The sequence below is a fragment of the Pseudomonas sp. PDM19 genome, from assembly GCF_014852215.1.
Classification (GTDB): domain Bacteria; phylum Pseudomonadota; class Gammaproteobacteria; order Pseudomonadales; family Pseudomonadaceae; genus Pseudomonas.
Genome location: NZ_JACVBG010000001.1, coordinates 1,627,554 through 1,648,213, shown reverse-complemented (window position 1 = coordinate 1,648,213; position 20,660 = coordinate 1,627,554). Strand labels below are relative to the sequence as shown.

20 protein-coding genes and 1 pseudogene are annotated in these 20,660 nt (G+C 60.8%); 5 read left to right on the top strand and 16 right to left on the bottom strand.

Annotated features, from left to right (window positions below; all coding sequences use genetic code 11):
• Positions 1-112 precede the first annotated feature (112 nt).
• Together IB273_RS07280 and IB273_RS07275 are read left to right on the top strand one after the other, a co-directional pair.
• Positions 113-2,371, top strand: a complete 2,259-nt coding sequence (locus IB273_RS07280) for a PAS domain S-box protein (protein ID WP_192223667.1) — start codon at positions 113-115, stop codon at positions 2,369-2,371.
• Positions 2,371-3,003 (top strand): response regulator transcription factor, encoded by a 633-nt coding sequence (locus tag IB273_RS07275; protein ID WP_412548063.1) that lies wholly within the window; start codon positions 2,371-2,373, stop codon positions 3,001-3,003. The genes IB273_RS07280 and IB273_RS07275 overlap by 1 nt, the downstream gene beginning before the upstream one ends.
• Positions 3,004-3,404: 401 nt before the next feature.
• Here IB273_RS07275 and IB273_RS07270 read toward each other — a convergent pair whose 3' ends face one another.
• The 5 genes from IB273_RS07270 to IB273_RS07250 form a co-directional block, all read right to left on the bottom strand.
• A complete protein-coding gene (locus tag IB273_RS07270) occupies positions 3,405-3,572 on the bottom strand; it encodes a carbon storage regulator (protein ID WP_138216850.1) in 168 nt (55 codons plus the stop codon).
• Positions 3,573-3,639: 67 nt separating this feature from the next.
• The gene (locus tag IB273_RS07265; RefSeq protein ID WP_151187358.1) at positions 3,640-4,551 is read right to left on the bottom strand and encodes a hydrolase or metal-binding protein; all 912 of its coding nucleotides are present in this window, start codon (positions 4,549-4,551) and stop codon (positions 3,640-3,642) included.
• A gap of 79 nt (positions 4,552-4,630) precedes the next feature.
• Positions 4,631-5,635, bottom strand: coding sequence for a YqaJ viral recombinase family protein (locus IB273_RS07260; RefSeq protein WP_138216828.1), 1,005 nt, complete (start codon positions 5,633-5,635; stop codon positions 4,631-4,633).
• Positions 5,636-5,717: 82 nt separating this feature from the next.
• Positions 5,718-6,311 carry a DUF4339 domain-containing protein gene (locus tag IB273_RS07255; RefSeq protein ID WP_151187357.1) on the bottom strand — a complete coding sequence of 198 codons (594 nt, stop codon included), beginning with the start codon at positions 6,309-6,311 and terminating at the stop codon, positions 5,718-5,720.
• 70 nt (positions 6,312-6,381) lie between these two features.
• Positions 6,382-7,044 (bottom strand): hypothetical protein, encoded by a 663-nt coding sequence (locus IB273_RS07250; protein ID WP_138216826.1) that lies wholly within the window; start codon positions 7,042-7,044, stop codon positions 6,382-6,384.
• A gap of 195 nt (positions 7,045-7,239) precedes the next feature.
• Here IB273_RS07250 and IB273_RS07245 point away from each other — a divergent pair, with 195 nt between their 5' ends.
• Complete coding sequence (locus IB273_RS07245) at positions 7,240-7,470, top strand: helix-turn-helix domain-containing protein (RefSeq protein ID WP_138216825.1); 231 nt, start codon at positions 7,240-7,242, stop codon at positions 7,468-7,470.
• Between the two features lie 50 nt (positions 7,471-7,520).
• Here the strand turns inward: IB273_RS07245 and IB273_RS07240 are convergent, their stop codons facing one another.
• The 6 genes and pseudogenes from IB273_RS07240 to IB273_RS07205 all read right to left on the bottom strand — a co-directional run bounded on the left by IB273_RS07240 (position 7,521) and on the right by IB273_RS07205 (position 13,520).
• Positions 7,521-8,489 carry a DUF932 domain-containing protein gene (locus tag IB273_RS07240; protein WP_151187356.1) on the bottom strand — a complete coding sequence of 323 codons (969 nt, stop codon included), beginning with the start codon at positions 8,487-8,489 and terminating at the stop codon, positions 7,521-7,523.
• A 1,114-nt stretch (positions 8,490-9,603) separates the two neighbouring features.
• Positions 9,604-11,111, bottom strand: a pseudogene (locus tag IB273_RS31875) (YfjI family protein).
• Between the two features lie 950 nt (positions 11,112-12,061).
• Complete coding sequence (locus IB273_RS31870; protein WP_225610088.1) at positions 12,062-12,463, bottom strand: DDE-type integrase/transposase/recombinase; 402 nt, start codon at positions 12,461-12,463, stop codon at positions 12,062-12,064.
• Entirely contained in the window at positions 12,408-12,593 is a 186-nt protein-coding gene (locus IB273_RS31865) for an IS3 family transposase (protein WP_138216819.1), read from the bottom strand. Before IB273_RS31865 ends, IB273_RS31870 begins: the two co-directional genes overlap by 56 nt.
• 194 nt (positions 12,594-12,787) lie before the next feature.
• Positions 12,788-13,072 carry a transposase gene (locus IB273_RS07210; protein WP_151187354.1) on the bottom strand — a complete coding sequence of 95 codons (285 nt, stop codon included), beginning with the start codon at positions 13,070-13,072 and terminating at the stop codon, positions 12,788-12,790.
• Positions 13,073-13,178: 106 nt separating this feature from the next.
• Positions 13,179-13,520, bottom strand: coding sequence for a hypothetical protein (locus IB273_RS07205; RefSeq protein WP_192223664.1), 342 nt, complete (start codon positions 13,518-13,520; stop codon positions 13,179-13,181).
• Between the two features lie 108 nt (positions 13,521-13,628).
• Here IB273_RS07205 and IB273_RS07200 point away from each other — a divergent pair, with 108 nt between their 5' ends.
• Positions 13,629-14,402 (top strand): ABC transporter ATP-binding protein, encoded by a 774-nt coding sequence (locus IB273_RS07200; protein ID WP_151187353.1) that lies wholly within the window; start codon positions 13,629-13,631, stop codon positions 14,400-14,402.
• A gap of 52 nt (positions 14,403-14,454) precedes the next feature.
• Here IB273_RS07200 and IB273_RS07195 read toward each other — a convergent pair whose 3' ends face one another.
• Genes IB273_RS07195 through IB273_RS07185 form a run of 3 tightly spaced genes read right to left on the bottom strand, consistent with a single transcriptional unit; the run spans position 14,455 to position 16,702 of the window.
• Positions 14,455-14,805 carry a hydroxyisourate hydrolase gene (locus tag IB273_RS07195; RefSeq protein WP_138216815.1) on the bottom strand — a complete coding sequence of 117 codons (351 nt, stop codon included), beginning with the start codon at positions 14,803-14,805 and terminating at the stop codon, positions 14,455-14,457.
• Complete coding sequence (locus IB273_RS07190; protein ID WP_192223663.1) at positions 14,802-15,311, bottom strand: nucleoside deaminase; 510 nt, start codon at positions 15,309-15,311, stop codon at positions 14,802-14,804. Before IB273_RS07190 ends, IB273_RS07195 begins: the two co-directional genes overlap by 4 nt.
• A gap of 56 nt (positions 15,312-15,367) precedes the next feature.
• Entirely contained in the window at positions 15,368-16,702 is a 1,335-nt protein-coding gene (locus IB273_RS07185; protein WP_192223662.1) for a nucleobase:cation symporter-2 family protein, read from the bottom strand.
• A gap of 175 nt (positions 16,703-16,877) precedes the next feature.
• Between IB273_RS07185 and IB273_RS07180 the strand changes: the two genes are divergently transcribed.
• Complete coding sequence (locus IB273_RS07180) at positions 16,878-17,792, top strand: LysR family transcriptional regulator (protein ID WP_151187351.1); 915 nt, start codon at positions 16,878-16,880, stop codon at positions 17,790-17,792.
• A gap of 48 nt (positions 17,793-17,840) precedes the next feature.
• Here the strand turns inward: IB273_RS07180 and IB273_RS07175 are convergent, their stop codons facing one another.
• On the bottom strand, positions 17,841-19,466 hold the full coding sequence (locus IB273_RS07175; protein WP_151187350.1) for a dienelactone hydrolase: 1,626 nt from the start codon (positions 19,464-19,466) through the stop codon (positions 17,841-17,843).
• Positions 19,463-20,659: an MFS transporter gene (locus IB273_RS07170; RefSeq protein WP_151187349.1), complete on the bottom strand. Its 1,197-nt coding sequence runs from the start codon at positions 20,657-20,659 to the stop codon at positions 19,463-19,465. The genes IB273_RS07175 and IB273_RS07170 overlap by 4 nt, the downstream gene beginning before the upstream one ends.
• Position 20,660: the final 1 nt, after the last annotated feature.

Below are 20,660 nucleotides of genomic sequence, written 5' to 3'. Positions count from 1 at the left end.
GTCGCCCGGTCATTGCGGCTTTTTATAGCAATGTCGAATTGAATATGGAAGTTAAACCTAAGATGTATGGTATTAGTACTATAGTAATCCGAAGCGCCTTCGAGCCTCTTTCATGTCCGAGTTGAATACCTTGGTGCGGCTGGTGCGCGAGCAGGCCCCTGTGGTCGTACAGGCCGACGTTCTGCAGCGGCTCTGTCTCGAGCGCGACGGCGTCGAGCGTGCGCTCTATGTCGAATGGCAACTGCGCAGCCAGAGCTTCGAAGCCCTGGCCGGCGCCTCGCGCCTGCCGCCGGGCAGCGGCGATCCGCTGCAGGCCAATGACCTGGCGCTGCTGGGGCGCCTGGATGGCGTGATCCGGTTGCCGCTCCGGGAGCTGCTCGGCATGCCGTGCTGGCTCAGCGGCCGCCTGCGCCGCGCAGGCTGGAGCCAGGGGCTGGCGTTGGTCCTGCCGTTGCGGGCAGAAGGGCAAGGGCTGCTGCTGGTGGAAAGTGCAAGCGCGGACGCCGAGGCCTGGCTGGGCTGGATCGGTGAACTGCTTGGCGACGTGCTTGCCCTGGCTCATCAGGCGCGCCGCACTGCGCCGTTGCTCAGTGCCGATCCGCAGCCGGCGCTGGTGCTGGACGACTCGGACACGCTGGTGGATTGCAACCAGGCCTTGCGCCAGCTGCTGGCCGAGTTCCCCGGTAGCGAGCCGCGTGACCTGCTGCCCAGCAACCGGGCGCAGTTGCTGCGCACCTGCCTGGAACAGGGACGCGCGGTGCACGAAGTAACCGGTGAGCGCGAGGGCCGGCAATTTCTCTGGACCTTCGTGCCGATGCCTGCCGAGCGCCAAGTGCTGATCCATGGCCGCGAGATCACCGTGGCGCTGCGTGAACAACGCGAAGCCGCGAGGGCCAGCCGGCTGTACCGGCAGATCATCGAGAACACCACCGACCTGATTTCCCGACGAACCCTCGACGGCCGCTTGCTCGACGTCTCGCCAGCCTCCCGGACGCTGCTGGGCTACTGGCCTGAAGAGCTGCGCGACAAGGAACTGCTGCCGCTGCTCCACGAGCAGGATCGCCAGCGGGTGTTCGAGCGTACCCGCGATGCGCTGGTGCAGGACGGCTACGTGACCCTGACCTACCGCCTGCGCCATCGCGATGGCCACTACCTCTGGTTCGAGACTGCGAGCCGCGCCATCCGCGAGACCTACACCGGCCACGTGATGGAAGTGGTCAGCGTGTCACGCGACATCACCGCGCGCGTGCGGGCCGAGGAAGGCTTGCGGCGGCTGGCTGAAGTGGTCGAGGCGAATACCGACCTGGTGCTGTTCGTCGATCCGGGCGGGCGCGTCACTTATCTCAACCCGTCGGCGCGGTGCGCCCTCGGGCTGGACGGCGAGGCACTGCCAGCGTCCGTTGCCGATGTGCTGGACGACGGCCTGCTGGCGGCGCTGGAGCGAGAAGGCTGGGAGAACGCTCGACGCGGCGGCGTGTGGAGCGCCGAAGGGCGCCTGCGCGGGCGCAATGCGGCGCCGCTGTCGCTGGTCCTGCTGGCGCATAGCACGGCAGGCGGCGAGCGCTATTACTCGCTGGTGGCCCGCGACATGACCGAGCGTGAATTGCGCGAGAACCAGCAGCGCCAGCATCAGGACGAGCTGGCCCACACCGCGCGGCTGGTGACGCTGGGCGAACTGGCCTCGGGCATTGCCCACGAGATGAACCAGCCGCTGGCCGCCGTGATGAACTATGCCAGTGCTAGCCAGCGCTACCTGAAATCCCTCGACAACCAGCCGGACGCCGTGCAGCGTGTAGCCTTGGGGCTGGCGCAGATCGTCGAGCACACCGCCCATGCCTCCGAGGTGATCCGTCGCTTGCGGGCCTTCCTGCGCAAGGGCCAGCGGCGCATGCAGGCACTGGACCTCAGTCAGGTGGCGCGTGCTTCGCTGGGCCTGTGCGCCTGGGAAGCGGCCAGCGCGGAGGTGGCGATCAGCGAGGCATTCACCGACAATCTGGCGCCCGTCTACGCCGACCGCGTGCTGCTGGAGCAGGTGTTTCTCAACCTGCTGCGCAACGCCATCGAGGCCAACCGCGAGCGCCATGCCGGCGAGCCCTCGAATGTGCGCATCGGCAGCTGTCGACACAGTGACGGGCAGCTCTGCGTCTGGGTAGATGACGAAGGGCCGGGTGCTAGCCCGGCGGCGCTGGAGCAGATGTTCACGCCGTTCTTCACCAGCAAGCCCGAAGGCCTGGGGTTGGGGCTGTCCATGAGTCGCGGCATCGTCGAAGGCTTTGGCGGCACGCTGGAGGCAGTGGCGGCGCCCTCAGGCGGTCTGCGCCTGGAATGCCGGCTGCCGGCAGGGAGAACCGAACAATTACGGAGTCAATAATGGATACGGCGGTGGTGTATGTGGTGGATGACGACCAGCGGATGCTCGACTCGACAGTCTGGTTGCTGGAGTCGGTCGGTCTGAAGGTGCGGCCATTCACCAGCGGCCGCGAGTTCCTCGACGCCTGCCCGAACGATGCTCACGCCTGTGTACTGCTCGACGTGCGCATGCCTGGGCTTGGTGGTCTGGCGGTACAGGAAGAAATGCGCCGACGCGGCCTGGAACTGCCGGTGATCTTCGTTAGCGGCCACGCCGACGTCCCAATCGTCGTCCGTACCTTCAAGGCCGGCGCGGTGGATTTCATAGAGAAGCCTTACAACGAGCAATTGCTGCTGGACAGCGTGCAGCAGGCGCTCAGCTCCGGTGAGCGTCAGCATGCGTCGCGCTCAGGCCTGGGCGAACTGGAGGTGCGTCTGGCGACGCTGACGCCTCGCGAGCGTGACGTGTTCCTGCCGCTGGTGCGCGGCTACACAAGCCGCGAAGTCGCCGAGCAACTGGAAATCAGCGTGAAGACTGTCGACCTGTACCGCGCACGGGTGATGAAGCGCATGCAGGCTGCGACACTGTCAGACCTGGTGGGCATGGCGATCGCGGCTGGGTTGGTGGACCCGCTCCGGCTTCGCCACAGTTAGCGCGCTTTCCCGGGCTACGTTTTTCCATTCATGGATCAAGCACCGAGCCCCAATGCATGACACCGGCAGGGGGCGAGCTGATCTGGTCGCAAGTCCTTGTGTTCGAGGTGTGATTTGAGGGGGCCGCTTCTGGCCGGAAACTGCCTCTCAATCAAAAAAGAAAGTGTCGCAGGAGCCCGTAAGGCTCCTGCTTATGGCGGGTTGCCGCCTTGAGGACGTAGGATGCGCGTGGACGCTAGTTGAAATATGGCGAGTGTCAGTAGAAGCGCCAGCGTCAATGGCCAAAACCGAATTGTCAGAATTACCAAAGCCACAACGGTAATGGTTCCTGCGAAGATGCTGACCAGTATGAACAGTAAGCCTAAGAACCGCAGCAGGCTCATGAGGAGCTCCTCGAGTAGTCAGAACGACTGTCGAATGCGTTGATACACCTCTTCTCGATGCACCGTGATTTCGGGGGGTGCGGAAATGCCGACGTATACTTGGATGCCCCTGATTTGAAGAATCAGGATCTTGATGTCATCGCCAGTGCGGATGGTTTTGCGGACGCTGCGTGTGAGGTTAAGAATGGTTCATACACCTGTAGATAAAGGCTGGCGTCGAGGTCAACTCGAGGCCAGCCTTTTCATGGGGGAGTTACTGATTGCGTGCTTCTGCCCGATCGCGCAGGAGCGCCGATAGCGCGGGACGAGCGGTTGAATTGGGGAACGTGTCGGCTGTAGACGGGGATGTGTTTACAGCAGTTGGAGCTTCATGAAAGAGCTCTTGCACTATGGCCTCTGCTTCCTCTTCGCTGTCCTCGAATGCACCATTGGCAAATCCCGATCTTGCAGCTGCGTCCAGAGCATTCTGATCAAAGCCCGATGCCTGCCGTGCCTCATAGATTTCTCGAGCATGCTGCAGCGCTTTCTCCATCGATATGCCGTCACGCACGGTGATGTCGACATAGAAGATCGGCAGTCCATGACTTTGCCGTGTCGATTTCCCACGAAGGCGCAGCTCTAGCGGAAGGCAGGCCAAACGATTGCCGGAGATTGCCTGGAGATACTGCAGTCGAGCAGCCAAAGTACGAATACTGTTGAAGCCCGTCGTACGAAATACAAAGCTGCCCAATGAGTCTTCATCACCGATGGCAACATTCAGCCGGCCATAGGGCTTGCAGGCGCCACCTTTCGCCAGCGAGCAACCATCGGGCGAAGGGCAGGGCAGAGACTCGACTCCGTCCTTGCCTCGGCGCTTACAGGTCTCTCCGTTGCCCACGCAGACAGGTCGACCTGTCTGCCGATCAAAAAGGCAGTACTCGGCTCGAAAATTCAGATCTGGTGAGTTGAACAGCAAACGAATCGGGATGCTGCGGATCTTGCCGCCTTGAGCCTTCCGAAGCTCGTCGTCGAGAGGGTGAAGCAGCCAGTGGTCGCGCAACTGGACTTGCGTGGTGATGGTGAATTGATCGTCCTTCTCTGGTAGGCGCTTGCCATTCTTTTCAACGACCTTGCCGATGGAAATCCGCCCGAGCACCGGCGGGGTGATAGCCAAGCCTTTGAGCATTGGTGGTTCTCCAATGGATGAATAAAAAAGGCCACCTAGGTGCTCAGGTGCACCAGGGTGGCCAATGGGGGAAGCGCATTTAGAGGATCAGGAAACGACGGCTGCCGGTTTTGGTGGTGGGGTAGCGGGCGAGGAGATAAGGCTTCTCCTTGAGGGCCTGAGAAACATCGAGCGTGATGCTGTCTTTAGCCTTGCGCCAAGACACCATGCCGTTGGCAAATACTGCCCGGCTGGCATCTCCCATGGCCTGTTGGAGCTGTTGCTTCAGCTCTGCTTCTCGCTTGCTTTGACGGTCGAGAGTGACGCGCACAGATTTCAACTCATCGAACGCCGCTGATAGGGAGACGTCCTCCGAGAAATCCAATGTGCGGCCTTGGTCCAAGGGATAGAGACAGCGCAGTGCGCGCTCTGCGGATTCCGATCCGTCTGCAGGAGGAGGCGTGTCGCGTTGGACGTAGCCCCAGAACTCCTTCTCCAACTCGATCAGCCAATGGATGAGCTCGTCGTCGCGCTCGATGCGGTGGATCTCCAAGTGCTGGCCACCGAGCAGTACGGCAACGTCGGCAGCCTGCTTCCCTGTGACTGCCAACTGGTGCATCACCTGCAATTGCACGTAGACCGGTACGCCTTCTCTCCAGAGAGTTGCTCCATTGAGACCGGCGGTTTTGCATTCGAGTATCTGTACATCCTCTGCGCCGATGACTTCACGATCAATGTTGGCCAACATCCAGTCGAGTTTGGTGTCAGGGTGCTGCAGCACTGCATTGATGCGGCGTACGCGATTACCGGTTCGCTGGGTGTAATGCCGTGCGACGATCGACTCCAGAATGTTGCCCCAGTAGGTCGGACTCTCCTCATCGTTCACATCGCTCTTAGGCAGGCCAGAATCGCGGCCGGTCTTCTCGAGCCACAACTCCAGCTGCGACTTGTAGGGGTTAAGACCTACCGCAGCGGCAGCATCAGAGCTGCCAATGCCACGCTTGCGGACAGCAAGCCAGTCGTCGCGAGACAGATCCTTGGTGCTAACCAGGCGCAGGGCAGGGCGCAGTTGTTCCGTGCAAGGGGTGAAATAGGCGTGGGCCATAGAAACCTCCGGGCATAAAAAAGCCCAGCAGGTTTTCACCGGCTGGGCGTGCAAGGGATTTGGGCTTAGTGCGCTAGGGCGCTTAGCCCTGGTGAGCACCGATGCTGATGAAGAAGCAAACGATCCAGGTGATGAAGTAGGCGAGGTTCTGGTTCAGCAGCTTGGAACGCTGATACAGGTAAACCGGAACCACGAAGACCCAGCCTTTGAATCGGCTGACATCATGACCCGCTTGCTTGAGGCGCTTGGAGTCGAGCACCGACAAACCGATGTTCAATGCCAGGGTGACGTACCAATAGCGGTTCTCCGACATGGCTCGCTCCCACTGAGCTTCATTTGCACCGAACAGACCGGCGACGAAGGACTCCAGGATGTAGCCAATAATCGGAGCGAAGGCGAGCAGCCAGACAATCTTGTTGCTCACACCGGAACCCGTGAGGGGCGGCGGACCAAACTCCTCCAGGTGCGGGCGCAGCTCGGTCTGCTCGATCTTGGCCCAAGCTGACATGCCTTTCTTCCAGACCATTGAGCCGTAGGTCAGCGTTCCACTGCGGATCAAGTCGATGATCTGCTGCTGATCGAAGCCGCCTTTGCGTTCTCCGTTTTGCTCGTAGTGCCATTGATTGCCGGCCGGATCGATGCCGTTGGATTGGGCGTTATCAAAACTGGTGCTCATGACATTTCCTTAGGGTGAGCGAGCTCGCTGCAGAAGTTGGCTTCCACAGTGCTTTGGGGGATTTAGGGGGTTATTTTTTAGGAAGCATGTCGGCATTTACGCCGATCTGTTTTCCGCTCTTGTCGTAGCACATCGGCAGGGAGTCGCAGTTCCCGCCTTTGGCGGTAACGTCGGGTTCATTGAGCGCTGGGATACCGATAGTTGGCAGGTTGGCCAGCTTCACAGTGATAAGCCCGATAGCCGTATCGACAGTGCAGTACTCGCTGTCGGTAAAAGGACAGACCGCGTGGAAGTTCTCACCGGGCTCACGTTTTCCCAGGGGATTGGCAGTCTGACGTTTGCCGTTGAATCCAGGGCCCGTGCCATTGGCATAGGAAACCGGGTTGCCGGCCGTGTCGACTCCCATGTACCAACCTGCCGCGACGACATAGTTTCCTTTGGGCGCACTGCCGTAGAAATCCTTGCCTAGGGCACAGATTCCATCCTCACCGCAGGTGACCGGTTTGTAGCCTGAGACGGACCGTACTTCGCCATTAGGCATGACGAGGCGAGCGACTTTAGGAGCATCGAGCGGTAAGCACGTGCTGGCCGGTCCCTCAGCGGCAGTGAATAGCCCCCCAAATGGCGAGCCTTTCAGGTCCCACGGTTTCGAGCAGGGCATGACGTTGTCAGCTGCCTGAGTGACCGTTGCTGCGGTAGCCAAGAGCAAGGCTACGAGTACTGCGATTCTCATGGGATTCTCTCTCTGATTTTTCCTTGCTGGGTGGTGCTTTAGGTAGATGCGAGTTCGCCAACGTCTCTTAAGAGGAATTCGTGTCTTGCATGACATGCTCCCAAGTGCGGGCTGCTGTGGCTTTGGAATGAGAAAACTGTTCAATGTCACGATTAGTGTGTTCACGATTAGATCACATTAATCAACGATCTGGGAATGACGCATCCCTCCCAGCATCCAGCCCTCCGCATACGCTTCGGCTCCCGAGTCCGGGAGTTGCGGCTGGCTAGTGGGGTAACGCAGGAAGAGTTTGCGGAGAGATGTGGATTTGCCCGGACGTACATGTCCCGCATAGAAACCGGCGGAGCAAATCCTAGCCTTGATGCTATTAAGGTGTTGGCTGATGCACTGGGTATTTCGATGTCCCTGTTGTTTGAGAACCTGTGACGTCCATGTCGTTTGGCTCCCTCATAGGCGCAGTGGATGCCTGGCGCGAGCTACGCAGCTAGAGCCAGGGCAGCATTTAACGCCTCCTGCTTGATCACTGCTCCCTGGCCAAACCACGCCGAGTCCATGCGGTATTCATTGCTGCGCGCGCGCCGTTCGTGATCCACAAACTCGGTGACTGCATTGAGCAGTCCCCACGCGGTTCCCTTAGCTGCTTCCAGATGCGAACCGCGCCCGGCACCCTCATACAGTTCGTGTACCTTGCGTAGTGCGCGCTCGTTAACGAGCTTGTCGGGTATCTCCTGGTTCGCTCTCACGCCGCACATGACGTTCATGAAAAAGCTCGTCGCTTCTCGCGGGTGCACCTTGATGTCGGCCAGGATGCGCATGCGGTACATGAACTCATCCCACTGCGAGACGGCGATGCCGAGTTGCTTCTTCACTGCTTGAGCGTCAAAGCGAGTGCTATGCGGAACCTTGATCGCTCGGGTGGCGCCGTCAACGGCGATGGTGAGGGTGTTGTTGCACACGACCCGTACGGTTGTCGGAGTAGCTGTCGTGGCCAAAGTCCCGTCGCAGGACGTGGCCAGGAGCAGATAACCGTTGACCAGGTCGTTACCCTTCAGCGAGGTGTTCTGCCCGGTGCGAGCAAGTGCCCAAAACTTGCGGCCGCCTTTGAGCACGCCGGCGGTTTCAAGCTCGTAACCGGAGACCTGGGTGAGGTCTCGGTAGAACTCCAACACCTCCCGCGGTTGCACGACTTGGTAGCGTTGAGAGACGACGGAAAGGGGAGCCTTGGTGTCGGAGCGGTAGAGCACTTTCTGCTCGGGGAAGGAGTGGATGCTGCCGAGGTGGCCAGCGGCGTCTGATTTAAAGTGGACTGGGCTTTCCTGGATTTGCCAGTCCATGCCGGCTTCACGTTGCCAGACTTCAAGAGGTTGTCGCTGCGATAGACGACTACCCAGGCCGTGCCAGGGAGCTTCGCCAACGTAAGCCATGCTTTCTATGAGATGAGCCATGATGAAATTCCTTTGAGCATTAGCCGGCATAAAGCGCTGCGTCGCACGCAGCACCGGCGAGATGTTTATTTGAAGTGTGTGGAGGTGATGGAGACCGATTTGGCCGAAAGGTTGAAGCGAGTGCCGCAGCTCAAGCAGATATGGTCGGTGGGCGAGTGACGGTCGATTTGCTCACCGAGTTGCGCGCCGAGTGCGCAACCACTGATGGCGCCAGTCAAGCCTCGGAGAATGACCGCAGATAGAGAGCTGACGGAGAGGGTTAAGGGCGTGGCAACTGGACCGGCCATGCTTGTTCGATTTCCTGCCAACGCGGCCAAAGCACCGCGGGCTGCACCACAGAGAGTTCCGACAATGATGCCGGCCTTCATGATGGGTTTTGCAGATTCGATCCTGTGCGAGTGACAGCTAGGGCAGTGCAATGACATGTCGCAGACTCTCCTGTTGGTATGTCATTGCAGTGATATAGGACTGAGATTTTTTTGAGTGAGATCGTTGCTTGAAATGGCTTTCGATTCTGCGCGGTCCGACAAGGAAACGGTGTACCTCGCGGCTGCGCGGAGCGCCCTAGAGCAGTTGGTTGCAACCCATCGCCAGAGTCGCCGGCATGTCGTCGTTTACCTACTGGCGGCCTGCAGTATTGACGCACAGGTTGTCCGACGAGATGACGATGTCAACGTTGGTGGTTCTGATCAGGTTTCCGGCGTGCTTGCGCTCTGGTCCCCGTTGGCCAGCAGGAAAATGTCTGGCGCTGGTAACGCAACGCAGCAGGAGGGCGCATATGCAATGCAGATAGGAGGGGGGCGGATTGCTTGCTTTTGTTACTTTTGTGCTTTTTCCCCAGTGGCTGAATGCAGCACTCGGATTAGAGGTTCCTAGCTATTTTGGCCTAGGAGACTCGGCACTTGGCGTTGGAGGTGTGGTTGCGCTTCTGAGTGGGGTTAGCTGCAGCAATTGCATGACAGCTATCGAAAAGGCAAGCCGCCGAGATTCTTTCGTCGAAGGTTTACATGATTAGCTACTATAGAAATTCGCGCCAGAATTTATATGTGTCACTTGCGCAATGGCGAGTCTGCTGTCGCGGGCTTCAATGGAAGCCCGCAATTGCTCAGCTAATTCAGATTGGTAGCCTAATGCAGTAGCGCTTTTCTGCTAAATGGCGGATGGGATGTTCAGGTTTATAGAGTTCTTGGTCGCTGAATAGCGGGAGAACATTTATTGTAATGCTTTCGCCGTTTCTCAGTTCTGGTTCGCCATTATTTATGATTGACTCCCTGAAGCTATATTGGGATCCGTTCTTGGCAAGATGGCCGAGCCTGGTGAGAATTTCGATGGATGCGAGTAGCCGTTCCGCGTTGGCTCGTCCCCGAAGTCTGTTCGGGCCGTACTGCTTTATCTTGGTAAGAGTTACCGTGGCTCTCATTCCATCTCTCAAATGGGCTGGAAGGCTTCTCTCGAGCCCTCGTTTGTTCCGCTTGTGCAGGCCATCTTCAAGGATCTCTTTGTTTCGAATATCCTTATAGCACTCCTGAATTAAGAAGCTTGCAAGCTCGCAGGTGTCTGTAACAATTTGTGGGTCGCTAGCGAGATTGCTCTTGAAATGTCTAGAGCAGGCCTGGGCGAATTTCCAGCTGAATTTTAAAGTGAAAAGATCTATTTCTGAGTTGTCTTCAGATGTGCGCTCAAATGCATGGATAATTGCCGCTAGCCGACTGGTGTTTTCCAATAGCTTGGATGCGTGGTCTCTCATGTAGCGGTACCAGCCGCCATCTTGCATTTGCTTCTCGAGATTCTCGTTAATTTTAAACCATAGGCTCTTTGCTGGTTCAGAGAATGTTAATACTTGTCGTGCTTTGGGGGAGGGGCTTCTAATAGATTTCTAACTCTTTCATTAAATAGGGTCTTTCGTGGGTTTCCCCTTTCTCCTGCCAAGCTAGAGCGCTCTCCAGCCATGGGCTTAGGTTTTGAAATCAAAAAACGAGCGAGAAATCCTGTCCCGCGCGCTTCTTCTCCGCGACGGCCCATAAAGTTTGATATTACGCTGGGTTGTGCCATCAGCGACATCGTGAGTCGGGCGTTCTTAAGGGTGATCGGGGCTCTAGAAAGACGATCTACTATCAGGCTTCCTCCATCCCAAAGAGTATTTAACTTGTCGAGTTCGTTGACGATCTTTCCGTTAAAAATACTATTGGCTTCGCTGGTAAGTAGGCAGCCGTGTGCTGAGTTTTCGTAAAGATATTGCACCAGCGCTTGCGGTGTTGTGTCCTCATAGAGGAACTTTTCTGAGCGATTAGGCTCAGGCTTGTTCCTTAGGTGGTCTTCAAGCTCTTGGAGCGCGGCATCTGCTTCCCCCTTACCTCCTGAGCTGGCCAGCTTTCCCCACGAGCGCTCAAAGTACTGCTTTTGAGTGCTCCAGATTTCTTGCTTTATGCGGTGCTCACGCAGAGCTGCGTCGTGAGCGTCTATGGCCTCTTGGTTTACTGCTGAGATTGACTCAAAAAAATAATTTTGCGTGGTGGTCTTGCGCTCACCCGACTCGGCGATGGTTAACAGCATTAAAGAGGTGGTCGACTTGTTCCCCGGAGGCATCTGCACATCTACATGCCGTTGGCAGGCCGTAGCCATAGCGCCGAATGCACACATCATACTCATCTCTCGCGATACCTCTAATTGGCGAGATGACTCCTCCACTGCCCCTTCAAAAAGGCTGTGCTCCCGATAGCACGGCCACCCATCTTGCATTCTCGGGTCTGCGGGGTCAGTGTCTTCAAACCGCGCATCGAAAATCTGGCTCACATTGATGATTCCGCTATTTCCGCTAGAGCTAGCGAAAGTAGCAGACCACGTCAAAGTCGGGTCGTAAGTTTCATGCAATTTGGTACGATCCCAGAAAGAATTGATCTAGAGCAATTCTTTCTGGGGGCGGGGGTGGGGAGGCGCTAGGTGGCCGGCCCGGGAGCACTCTAGAGGCTTCCGTGTTGTAAAGTCTGGCGGTGATTTGCTAACGAACCCGCCAATCCTTTGAGCGAAGAATAGGAGCCCGCTTATGAGGACGATGCGACTTCGAGAATCCTTGGAACTCATAGACCTAACCAAGTCAACAATTTATAGGCTTGTTGTTGGTGGCGAACTCCCAGAATCATCTTCTCTGAGGCATTGTGCAGGCTGGGTGGAGGAGAAAGTGATTTGAGCGGGTTCTTGTTAAGATTGACGAGCGAGACGCTAATTTAGAAAACACCCTTGATAGATGAGTGGGTCTGCGATTCGGAATAAACGCCATGGCTGATTACGTTAGGTCGTGGCGTTTATGCTGGAGGCTATGATGTTTTTTAAGTATTAAGACGCGCTGTGCTTAGTGTTTTATTTAAATAAGGGTTATTCGTCATTAGCGCAGGCATGCGAAATCCTCCTGTGTAGAGGGCGCATCGCTATCCCACGGGTAGGACAGGCCATTCAGGGTGCAAAACAAGGTTCCTATCCGGCCACTGACGGCAGGCCTAGCAATGCCAGGAAACCTCAGCAGCCAATCGACAGGTCAATGCGGAGGCAATCCAGCAAGCCAATCCCAGCACGAGTTAGATTGGGCTGACGTTCAGGAGGACAGTGAACTGAGTATCCCAACAGTTTTCTCGCTGCGAGTAGCTGGGCGCGATGCGATGTCGTCGAAGCAAGGCCTGGTACCCGTAGGTGCAGTACTGGCTGCCGCGACCCGAGTGCAACAGCATCTCTGCTTGTGGCTGTCGGCGTGCCACAGCTATCTCTAGCGCGGCGTGCACTAGGGCCTGCTGCACCGCCCAATCGACAACGGCGCGCGAATAGAGATCAAGCACGACGGCCAGATACAACCAGACTTGGGCCGTCCGTGCGTGGGGCATGTCCGAAACCCAATGCCGGTTGGCGTGATCCTGGCGAACTGGCGATCTAGATGATCCGGTGCAATCGGCAGATCGTGGCGACAGCCGGATTCCAGCCGCCAACGTTTTCGCGAACGAACACGCAGGCCGCTTCGCGAGTCAGTCGAGCGACTCGGGGCCGTCCACACGCTTGCCCCATGGCCGTCAGCTCAGCCCTGATGCGGCGATGACCATAGATCCCATTAACCGTCATGGATGGTGCGGATATCCTTGCCCAGACGCCAATTCGCCATCTCTCTCCGAGGGAGGTCGGTGCTGCCGGGCATAGAAACCGCTGCGTGATACCTGCAGCAACCGGCGCATCGGTGCTACGGGATAGCGACCTGCCAACGCCTCGATGGCGCGAAACTTCACATCGTCCGCTGCGAGAAGATGGCGAGCGCTTTTTTATGTATCACGCTCCACGGTGGCCTGCGCCAACTGCTGGCGTAGGCGACGAAGCTCCGAGCTCTCGCCGCGCTGCTTGCCGTTGCCTGGAAAAGCATCGTCACCTTGCTGTTCATATTGGCGCTTCCATTTGCCCAGCAGGCTTTCAGCGATGGCCAACGTGTCGGCTACGTGACGAAGCGGCGTACCGGCAAGCACTTGGTCTAGCGCTTCGCGTTTGACGGATTCGGGGAAACGTCGTCTGGTCTGGAGGCATGAACACTCCTTGCGGTGGACATTATCCACCTTAAGTCAGTTTCCACTCAGTCTGGGACAGATCACTCGCTGTTCATCTCTCTGGACGGGACGTTGGAGCAGTTGCCGTCCGGTGGCTTGAATGCAGTGCAACGGATCAGGAGATGGGCGCAGAGGTTATTGCCCAAGTGATGAAGCCGGCGTTGACAGCCGTATAAGCCAAGGCGATCAGGAATACGGTGTCAGCTACCCGCATCATCCGCTGACCACGCAGGGTGTGGTGAGTACGCAAGCTCCAGTAGGAAGTGAACGCCGAGACCAGGTAGAAGGTCGTGTTGACCGCCAACAGATCATCGATGATCAGATCCTCCCGGCGCAGGGTGAGAATGACCCGGATGATGCCGATCACTGTTAGGCACACACCCACCATGGTGGCCGAGACTGAAAAGATGTGGATGCAGATATCGTCATCGAGGCTGGGAGGTTCCAGTTCACTCATTGCGTGACACTCGCTGGCAGGAAATGTGGAAAGTGTAGTGAAGGCTTGAGTACAAAGCCTAACGCGCCTACTGTCAGCGTCTGCCCTCAGTCCTGATACGAAAAGCGCATGATCGACTTCAACAACGTCACCGCCTTCCAGCAGCAGACCCGCGTGCTCGACAGCTTCTCCCTGCACATCGGCGAAGGCGAGAAGGTCGCCATCCTCGGCCCCAACGGCGCCGGCAAGAGCACTCTGCTCAAGTTGATCAGCCGCGAGCTTTACCCGGTGGATCGCCCGGACAGCTCGCTGAACCTGTTCGGCCTGCAGAACGTCACGCTCTGGGACCTGCGCAGCCGCATCGGCTTCGTCTCCCAGGACCTGCAGGAAGACTACACGCCGTTCACCGAGGCGCTGGATGTGGTGATCTCCGGTTTCTTCGGTGCCATCGGCAGCCATGGTCACCTGCAACCCACGCCGGAGCAGGTCCAAAAGTCCCGCGAGATGCTCGCCGCCGTGGAGATGGGCGACTATGCCGAACGCATGTTCCAGCGCCTCTCCACCGGCCAGAAGCGCCGCCTGCTACTGGCCCGCGCACTGATCCACGAGCCCCGCGCACTGATCCTCGACGAGCCGGCCAACGGCCTGGACATGGGCGCCAGCCTACAGATGCTCACGCTGCTGCGCCGCTTCTGCGGGCCTGAGCACGCGATGATCATCACCACCCACCATCTGGACGAGGTCATCCCGGAGATCGAGCGCGTGGTGCTGATCGCCAATGGCAAGGTAGTGGCCGACGGGCCAAAGGCCGAGATTCTCACCAGCTCGCACCTGTCGGCCCTGTATCAGGCACCGCTGAAGGTGACTGAACAGGACGGCTGGTATCGCTGCTGGCATGCCTGACCGAGCGCAGGGGCTTCGCCGATGGCGAAGCCCCGCTGCATCGTTGCGTGGCTCAGGCTCCGCCACGGAAGCAGGAAAGGCCCCACGCGGTGAGTTTGAACGGCAGGTGATAGTGCTGGTGCGCATCGCCGATGCCGAAGCGGTAGATCAGCTCGTCGAGAAAGGGCGTGTCGGGCAGCGCAGCTCCGGCTGCCCGGTAGAAATCGGCGACTTGCAGGCGCACCTCGTAGACCCCGCTGCCAAACTGCTCGGAGAGCGCCTCCAGTCCCGGCAGCAGCCCGCGCTCATCGATACGGCCGTGCAGGATGACGCTGCCATCGTACCGCCCCACGCTCAGCTCCAGCCCTTGCGCGACCCGCCCGCTGGCGATGTCGACGACATGGATGGACAGGCCGCCATTCATTCCCAGAACCCCACATGGGCCGTCGCGGCTTCGTCCTCCAGCATTGGACCGTGCACGTCGATCACACGCTGGCCACGGGCAAAGACTTCCCGGCAGGGCAGGGAGAAGGTCGAGTTCTCCGGATGCGCGCCGGTCAAACCGAGCAGCGAGTGCTCGGAGAGCGCGTAGACCACGCGACCGATGCCGGTCCAGTAGATCGCCCCGGAGCACATGCAGCAGGGTTCGGCGCTGGTGTAGAGCGTGCAGTCGGCCAGCTCTTCCGGGCTCAGCTGACGCGCGGCAAGGGCGGCTGCCACCAGTTCGGCGTGCTGGGTCGGGTCGCCTTCGGGCGGCATCGAGTTGTTGCCGGCGCTGGCGATCACCCGGCCCTGGGCGTCGGCCACCAGTGCGGCGAAGGGATGGCGCCCGCGCTCACGGGATTCCTCGGAAAGTCGGATCGATTGGCGCAGCAGGTCGAGGTCGAGATCCGACAGTCCGGCAGGGGTGAGCTTGCTGAAGTGAGTCATGGAAGTTCCTTGGGCAGTGAAGTGGTGCGTGCGCCCGGGGGCGCACGCCGGATGGATCACTCGGTGGCGCTGGCCTGTCCGGCGGGTTCGGCGGTAGCGCTCTTGTCGTTGTTGAGCAGCAGGTTGAGCAGGATGGCGGTGAACGCGCCGAGGAAGATGCCGCTCTCCAGCACCAGCTTGAGCGGGCCGCTGGCATGTTCGAAGAGGGCGGGGAAGGACATCGGCAGCACGCCCACGCTGACCGAGACCGCGACGATGATGCCGTTACGGGTGCCTTCGAAACGCACGCGGGAGAGTTCCTGGATGCCGGCCACGGTGGTCATGCCGAACATCACGATGGCGCAGCCAGCGAGCACTGGTGTGGGGACTGCTGCGATCAGTGCGCCGAGCTTGGGGAACAGCCCCATCAGCACCATGATTGCGCCGGCGGCGACCACGAAGCGGCTCTTCACGTTGGAAAGGGCGATCAGCCCGGTGTTCTGGGTGAATGCGTTGTAGGGGAAACTGTTGAAAATGCCGCCGAGCAGGGTCGACAGGCCGTCGGCACGGAAGGCATTGCCCAGGGTGCGCTGATCGGTCGGCTTGCCCACCAGCTTGCCGATGGCCAGGCAGTTGCCGGTGGTCTCGGCCATGATCACCAGCATCGCCAGGACCATGATCAGGATCGGTGTGAGGGAGAACTGCGGGACACCGAAGGCCATTGGCGGGCTCAACTCGAACCAGGCTGCTTCGCCCACCTGGCCGAAGTGGGTCATGCCGAAGGCGGCGGCGAGCAGGCTGCCGGCGACCAGCCCGATCAGCACGCTCAGATTGCCGATAAACCCTGAGAAACGCGCATAGATCACCAGGGTGATCGCCACCGTGGCCATCCCCAGCAGCAGGTTGGCCGGTTTGCCGAAGTCCTCCGATCCCGGATTGCCGCCGCCCAGCCAGATAGCGGCGGCGGGCATCAGCGAGATGCCGATGATGGTGATCAGGCTGCCGATGACCACCGGCGGAAAGAACCGCAACATCCGGCTGAACACCGGCGCGATGGCGATGGTGACGGCGCCGGCGGCGATCACCGCACCGAACACTTCCTGCAGGCCGAACTGCTTGCCGATCATGATCATCGGCGCCAGGGTGATGAAGGAGCAGCCCTGGATCAACGGCAGGCGAGCGCCGAAGCGCCAGAAGCCGAGGGTCTGGATCAGCGTGGCGATGCCGGAGGTGAGCAGATTGGCGTTGATCAGCGTGACGATCTGCGCCTGGGTCAGGCCCAGGGCGTTGCCAAGGATGAGCGGCACGGCGACGGCGCCGGCGTACATCACCAGGACGTGCTGCAGGCCGAAGGTGAAGAGCTGCCGCAGGGGCAGGATCTCGTCCACCGGGTGAACGCGGGTAAGGCTCATGTCATGAATCTCCTGAAGGTGCGGCTCTTGTTGTTATTACGGGCGCCCGGAGTGACACGCAGCACAGTGGTCGGGGGCAGCTGCTGCCGATGTCGGGAGGAATATTCCTGCGAAATAAGCGATGGAACAAATGAATAACCATCGCTAGCATCGATGGATCGAAGGGAGATCAGCCATGCGCTTTTCGCTGGAGCAGTTGCAGGTGTTCGTCACGGCGGTCCAGGCCGGGTCCTTTTCCGCCGCGGCGCGGCGTCTGGGGCGGACGCAGTCCACGGTCAGCGCGGCGATCGCCAACCTGGAGACGGACCTGGGCGTGGAACTGTTCGACCGCTCCAGCCGCATCCCGGCCCTCACCGCTGCCGGCCGCAAGCTGTTACTGCAGGCAGAGGCGGTACTGGAGCGCTGCTATGCGCTGGAAGGCAGCGCCGACAGCCTGGCGGAACAGGTCGAGCCCTCGCTCACCCTGGCCATCGAAGTGCCCTACGGTTCACTGATCCCGGTGCTGCGCGAATTCGGCGCCGCATTCCCCTTCGTCGACCTGCTGATCCGCCACCCCGTGCACGGTGATGTCAGCGAGTTGGTGCTCAAGGGGGAGGCTGACCTCGGCGTGGCGTTCTCCCAGCCGGAGTACCCACAGGAGCTGGCCTTCCAGCAACTGGGCAAACTGATCATGGCCCACGTCTGCCATGCGCAGTTCGCGCTGGCACAGCGCGAGCGAGTTGGCTTCGCGGACCTGCATGCCCACCGTCGCCTGGCCTTCGTCGCCCATGCCCACAAGCTGCCCAGCAGCGAATACCTGCGCGCCGCCCAGGTCTGGCAGGCGGAGAGTTACCTGGCACTGGTGGAAATGGTCCGCGCTGGTCTCGGCTGGGCAACCCTGCCTCGGCAATTGATCCAGCGCGAGCTGGCAGCGGGCGAACTGGTGGAATTGCAGCTGGAGGCTTATCCACACACGGACTGGTTGGTGGGCGTCGACCTGCTCTGGCAACGCCGGCGCCAACCGGGCAAGGCCGAGCGTTGGCTGCGCGAGTGCCTGCAGCGCAGCAAGGTGTTTGAACTGGATCGGCGCGGCGTGTCCACGACCTTGTGACGGTGTCGGTCGCTGCGGCAGCCGACCGGTTGCGCGTCCTTTAGGCTTTCAGCGGCCCAGCGCCTGGCGCTGGGCGTGCATCGCGCGGATGCGCTCCCCCCACTGGGCACGTTCAACCTCTGGCAGAGCGTTCCACCACTGGCTCACCGCGCTGTTGCTGTAGGGCGTCAGCCAGTCGGACCAAGGTGCGAGCTGCGCCTGCGGGAAACCGTTGTCGCGGCCGCGCAGGTAGTGGTCGAAGAAGCCCAGAACCAGCGCCGCCGGTGCCTCGATCAGAACGTCGGTGGGTGCGCTGCCAATGAGCTTGTCGCGCAGTGGACGGCGCATGTACAGCGCATTGTCGGTGAGGCCCGCATGCAGGGTGTCGCGCAGTACCAGGCGATGGATGCGCGGGTTTTGCCCGGCGTCTTGCAGGTTCTCGTAGGAGAAGTCGTTGAAGCTGCGCGGCCGGGACGGGGGCGTCAGGCCGAGCATGCGGTAGAACAGCGACAGGTCCGAATGCAGCATCAGCAGCGGCACTGGCAGGTTCTTGTCGAAGGGCAGGAAGTCGAAGTCGCCGCCGTCCAGATTCACCGCCGCGGCGCAGCGCTTGTCCACCAGGCAGACGGCGCCGCTGGTGGAGCCGCCGAAGGACATGCCCATCTCCCCGGTATGGGCGAAGTTGCTGGCGGCCACCAGGTCGGCCACATTCGGCGGCACTTCGCCGGCCTGCAGGCGGTCGTGGACGAACAGCCGGTCGGCCAGCCAGACCGGTGCGCTGAGGTGGATGGCACGGTCGGCCGGCGGCGTGGTCTCGGTAGCGAATCGCAATTGCCCGTCGAGGCGGCGGGCCAGGTCGTCCTCGCCGTAGCCTTGCAGCAGCAGCGGCGAGAAGCCGTGTTCGAAGGCGTAGCGTAGGTGTTCGTAGAGTGCCGGGTCAGTCGGTGCTACCTCGCCGTTGGGGAACTGTGTGGGAGACGCGTCACCGGTGTGCTGCACGGAATAGACCGCGTAACCGTTGCTCGCCAGCTCCTCCATGATCCGCCCGTTCATGCCGGCGAACGAGCCATAGCCATGGCTGTAGAACACCACCGGCAGGCGACCGAGGTCGGCGCGCAGCGGCGCGTTCTCAAAAGAGTTGGTCCGTAGATGACGCAAGTACGTGAGCAGGGGCGGGAAATTGAACAGCTCGCCGAAGCCGCGCGCGGTGCTGCGTGATTCAGCGGCGCTGAAGTAATTGCGTGGTTTGCTGCCCGCCACCGGCCGGGCCGGATACCAGACCCGCACCAGCAGGCGCCGGGCCTTGCCGGCAGGCGCGCCGAGCACTCCGGTACGGCTGGCGTCGACCAGCTCGAAGTCGCGTACGCCGACCTGATAGGGCCCGCCCGGCTTGGGCAGTGGCGAAACCGGGAAGAAGTACAGCGCAGCGAACGCCAGGCCCGTCAGCAGGCTGAAGAGCAGTCCCGACCAGAGCGGGAGCCGCGCCGGGCGCTTGCGCCGCACCAGCAGGGCCAGCACCAGCAGCAGGGCGACCATTGCGCCGGCTCCCGCCTGCCAGCGGTCGTCCCATACGTCGTACAGCGCCGCGACCAGCGCGAGCAGTGCGGCGACACTTGCCAGGACCCGACGCCGCAGCCACCAGCCCAGCAACGCAACAGCCAGAAGGGCCAGCAGTGCGACGTCAGCGAGAATCATGCAGTGGCGCTCTTGCGCGGCAGCACGGTCCAGGCGACGCCGAACAGCAGCAGCGCGGCGACCAGTACATAGGGTGCGCGGCTATCCAGCTGGTGCAGCAGGGTGCCCAGCAGCGGGCCGCTGATCATGCCCAGGCCATGCACGGCCACGAGGCTGCCCGCCGCGGCACCCTGTTCGTCGGCTTCCACGGCGTTGGCGTTGAGCGCCGAGACGGCAGGGAAGACCCAGCCCATGCCGGCGGCAGCGACGAAGCAGGAGGCATAGAGCATCCATGGGGATACGGCGAAGCACACCGAACCGAAGCCCAGCGCGGAGACGGTGCCGCCCATGCTGATCAGGCGCAGCGGCGCCCAGTTCAGCTTGCGCACCAGCATCTGCGCGCAGATCAGCGCCACGCCCACCGAGGTGAGCGCGATGCCGGCGACGCGGGCGGCATCGGCCGGTGGCAGCTGCAGGCGGTCGAGGGCGAAGAAGCCGACGGTCATCTGCGCCACGGTCACGCAGACCATGGCGATGAAGCCCAGGGTGAGCGAGCGGCGCAGGCGCTTGTCGCTGATCGCCAGCGCCGGGCCCTTGCGTTCGCTGACGCGCTGGCTATCGGGCAGCCAGCGCCACAGAACGGCGAATGCCAGCAGCGGCAGCAGGCAGGTGAGCAGCAGCGGCAGGGCCAGGCCGAGCATGGCCAGCAGACCGGCGAAGCTCGGGCCGACCACCATGCCGACGGCGCTGGCGGCACCCAGTCCGGCCATGGCCGACGCGCGCTTTTCTGCGCTCACATGGTCGGCTACCAGCGCCGCCGAGCAGGCCGGCACGGCGGCATAGAAACCGCCCGCCAGGCCGCGCAGCGCGACTATGCCGATGAAGGTCGGCAGCGGCGACATGGAGGTATTCAGTGCTAGCGCCATGAAGGCGCAGAGCAGCGCGTAGGTGACCGCGAAGCCGGCCAGGCCGCTGAGCAGCACGCGGCGGCGGCCGAGGCGGTCGCTGGCGATGCCCCAGACCCGCGCCATGAGCATCCAGGCGATGCCGCCGACGGTCACCGTCATCCCCGCCTGCCAGGGCGCCAGGTCCAGGGTGCGCGCCACCGGTCCGATCAGCGCGACGAAGGACATCACCGCCACCGTGCAGACGAAGGTCTCGAACATCAGCGGGCGCAGGTTGAGGGTGGGCGCCTGGGGCGGCATGGCGGTCATT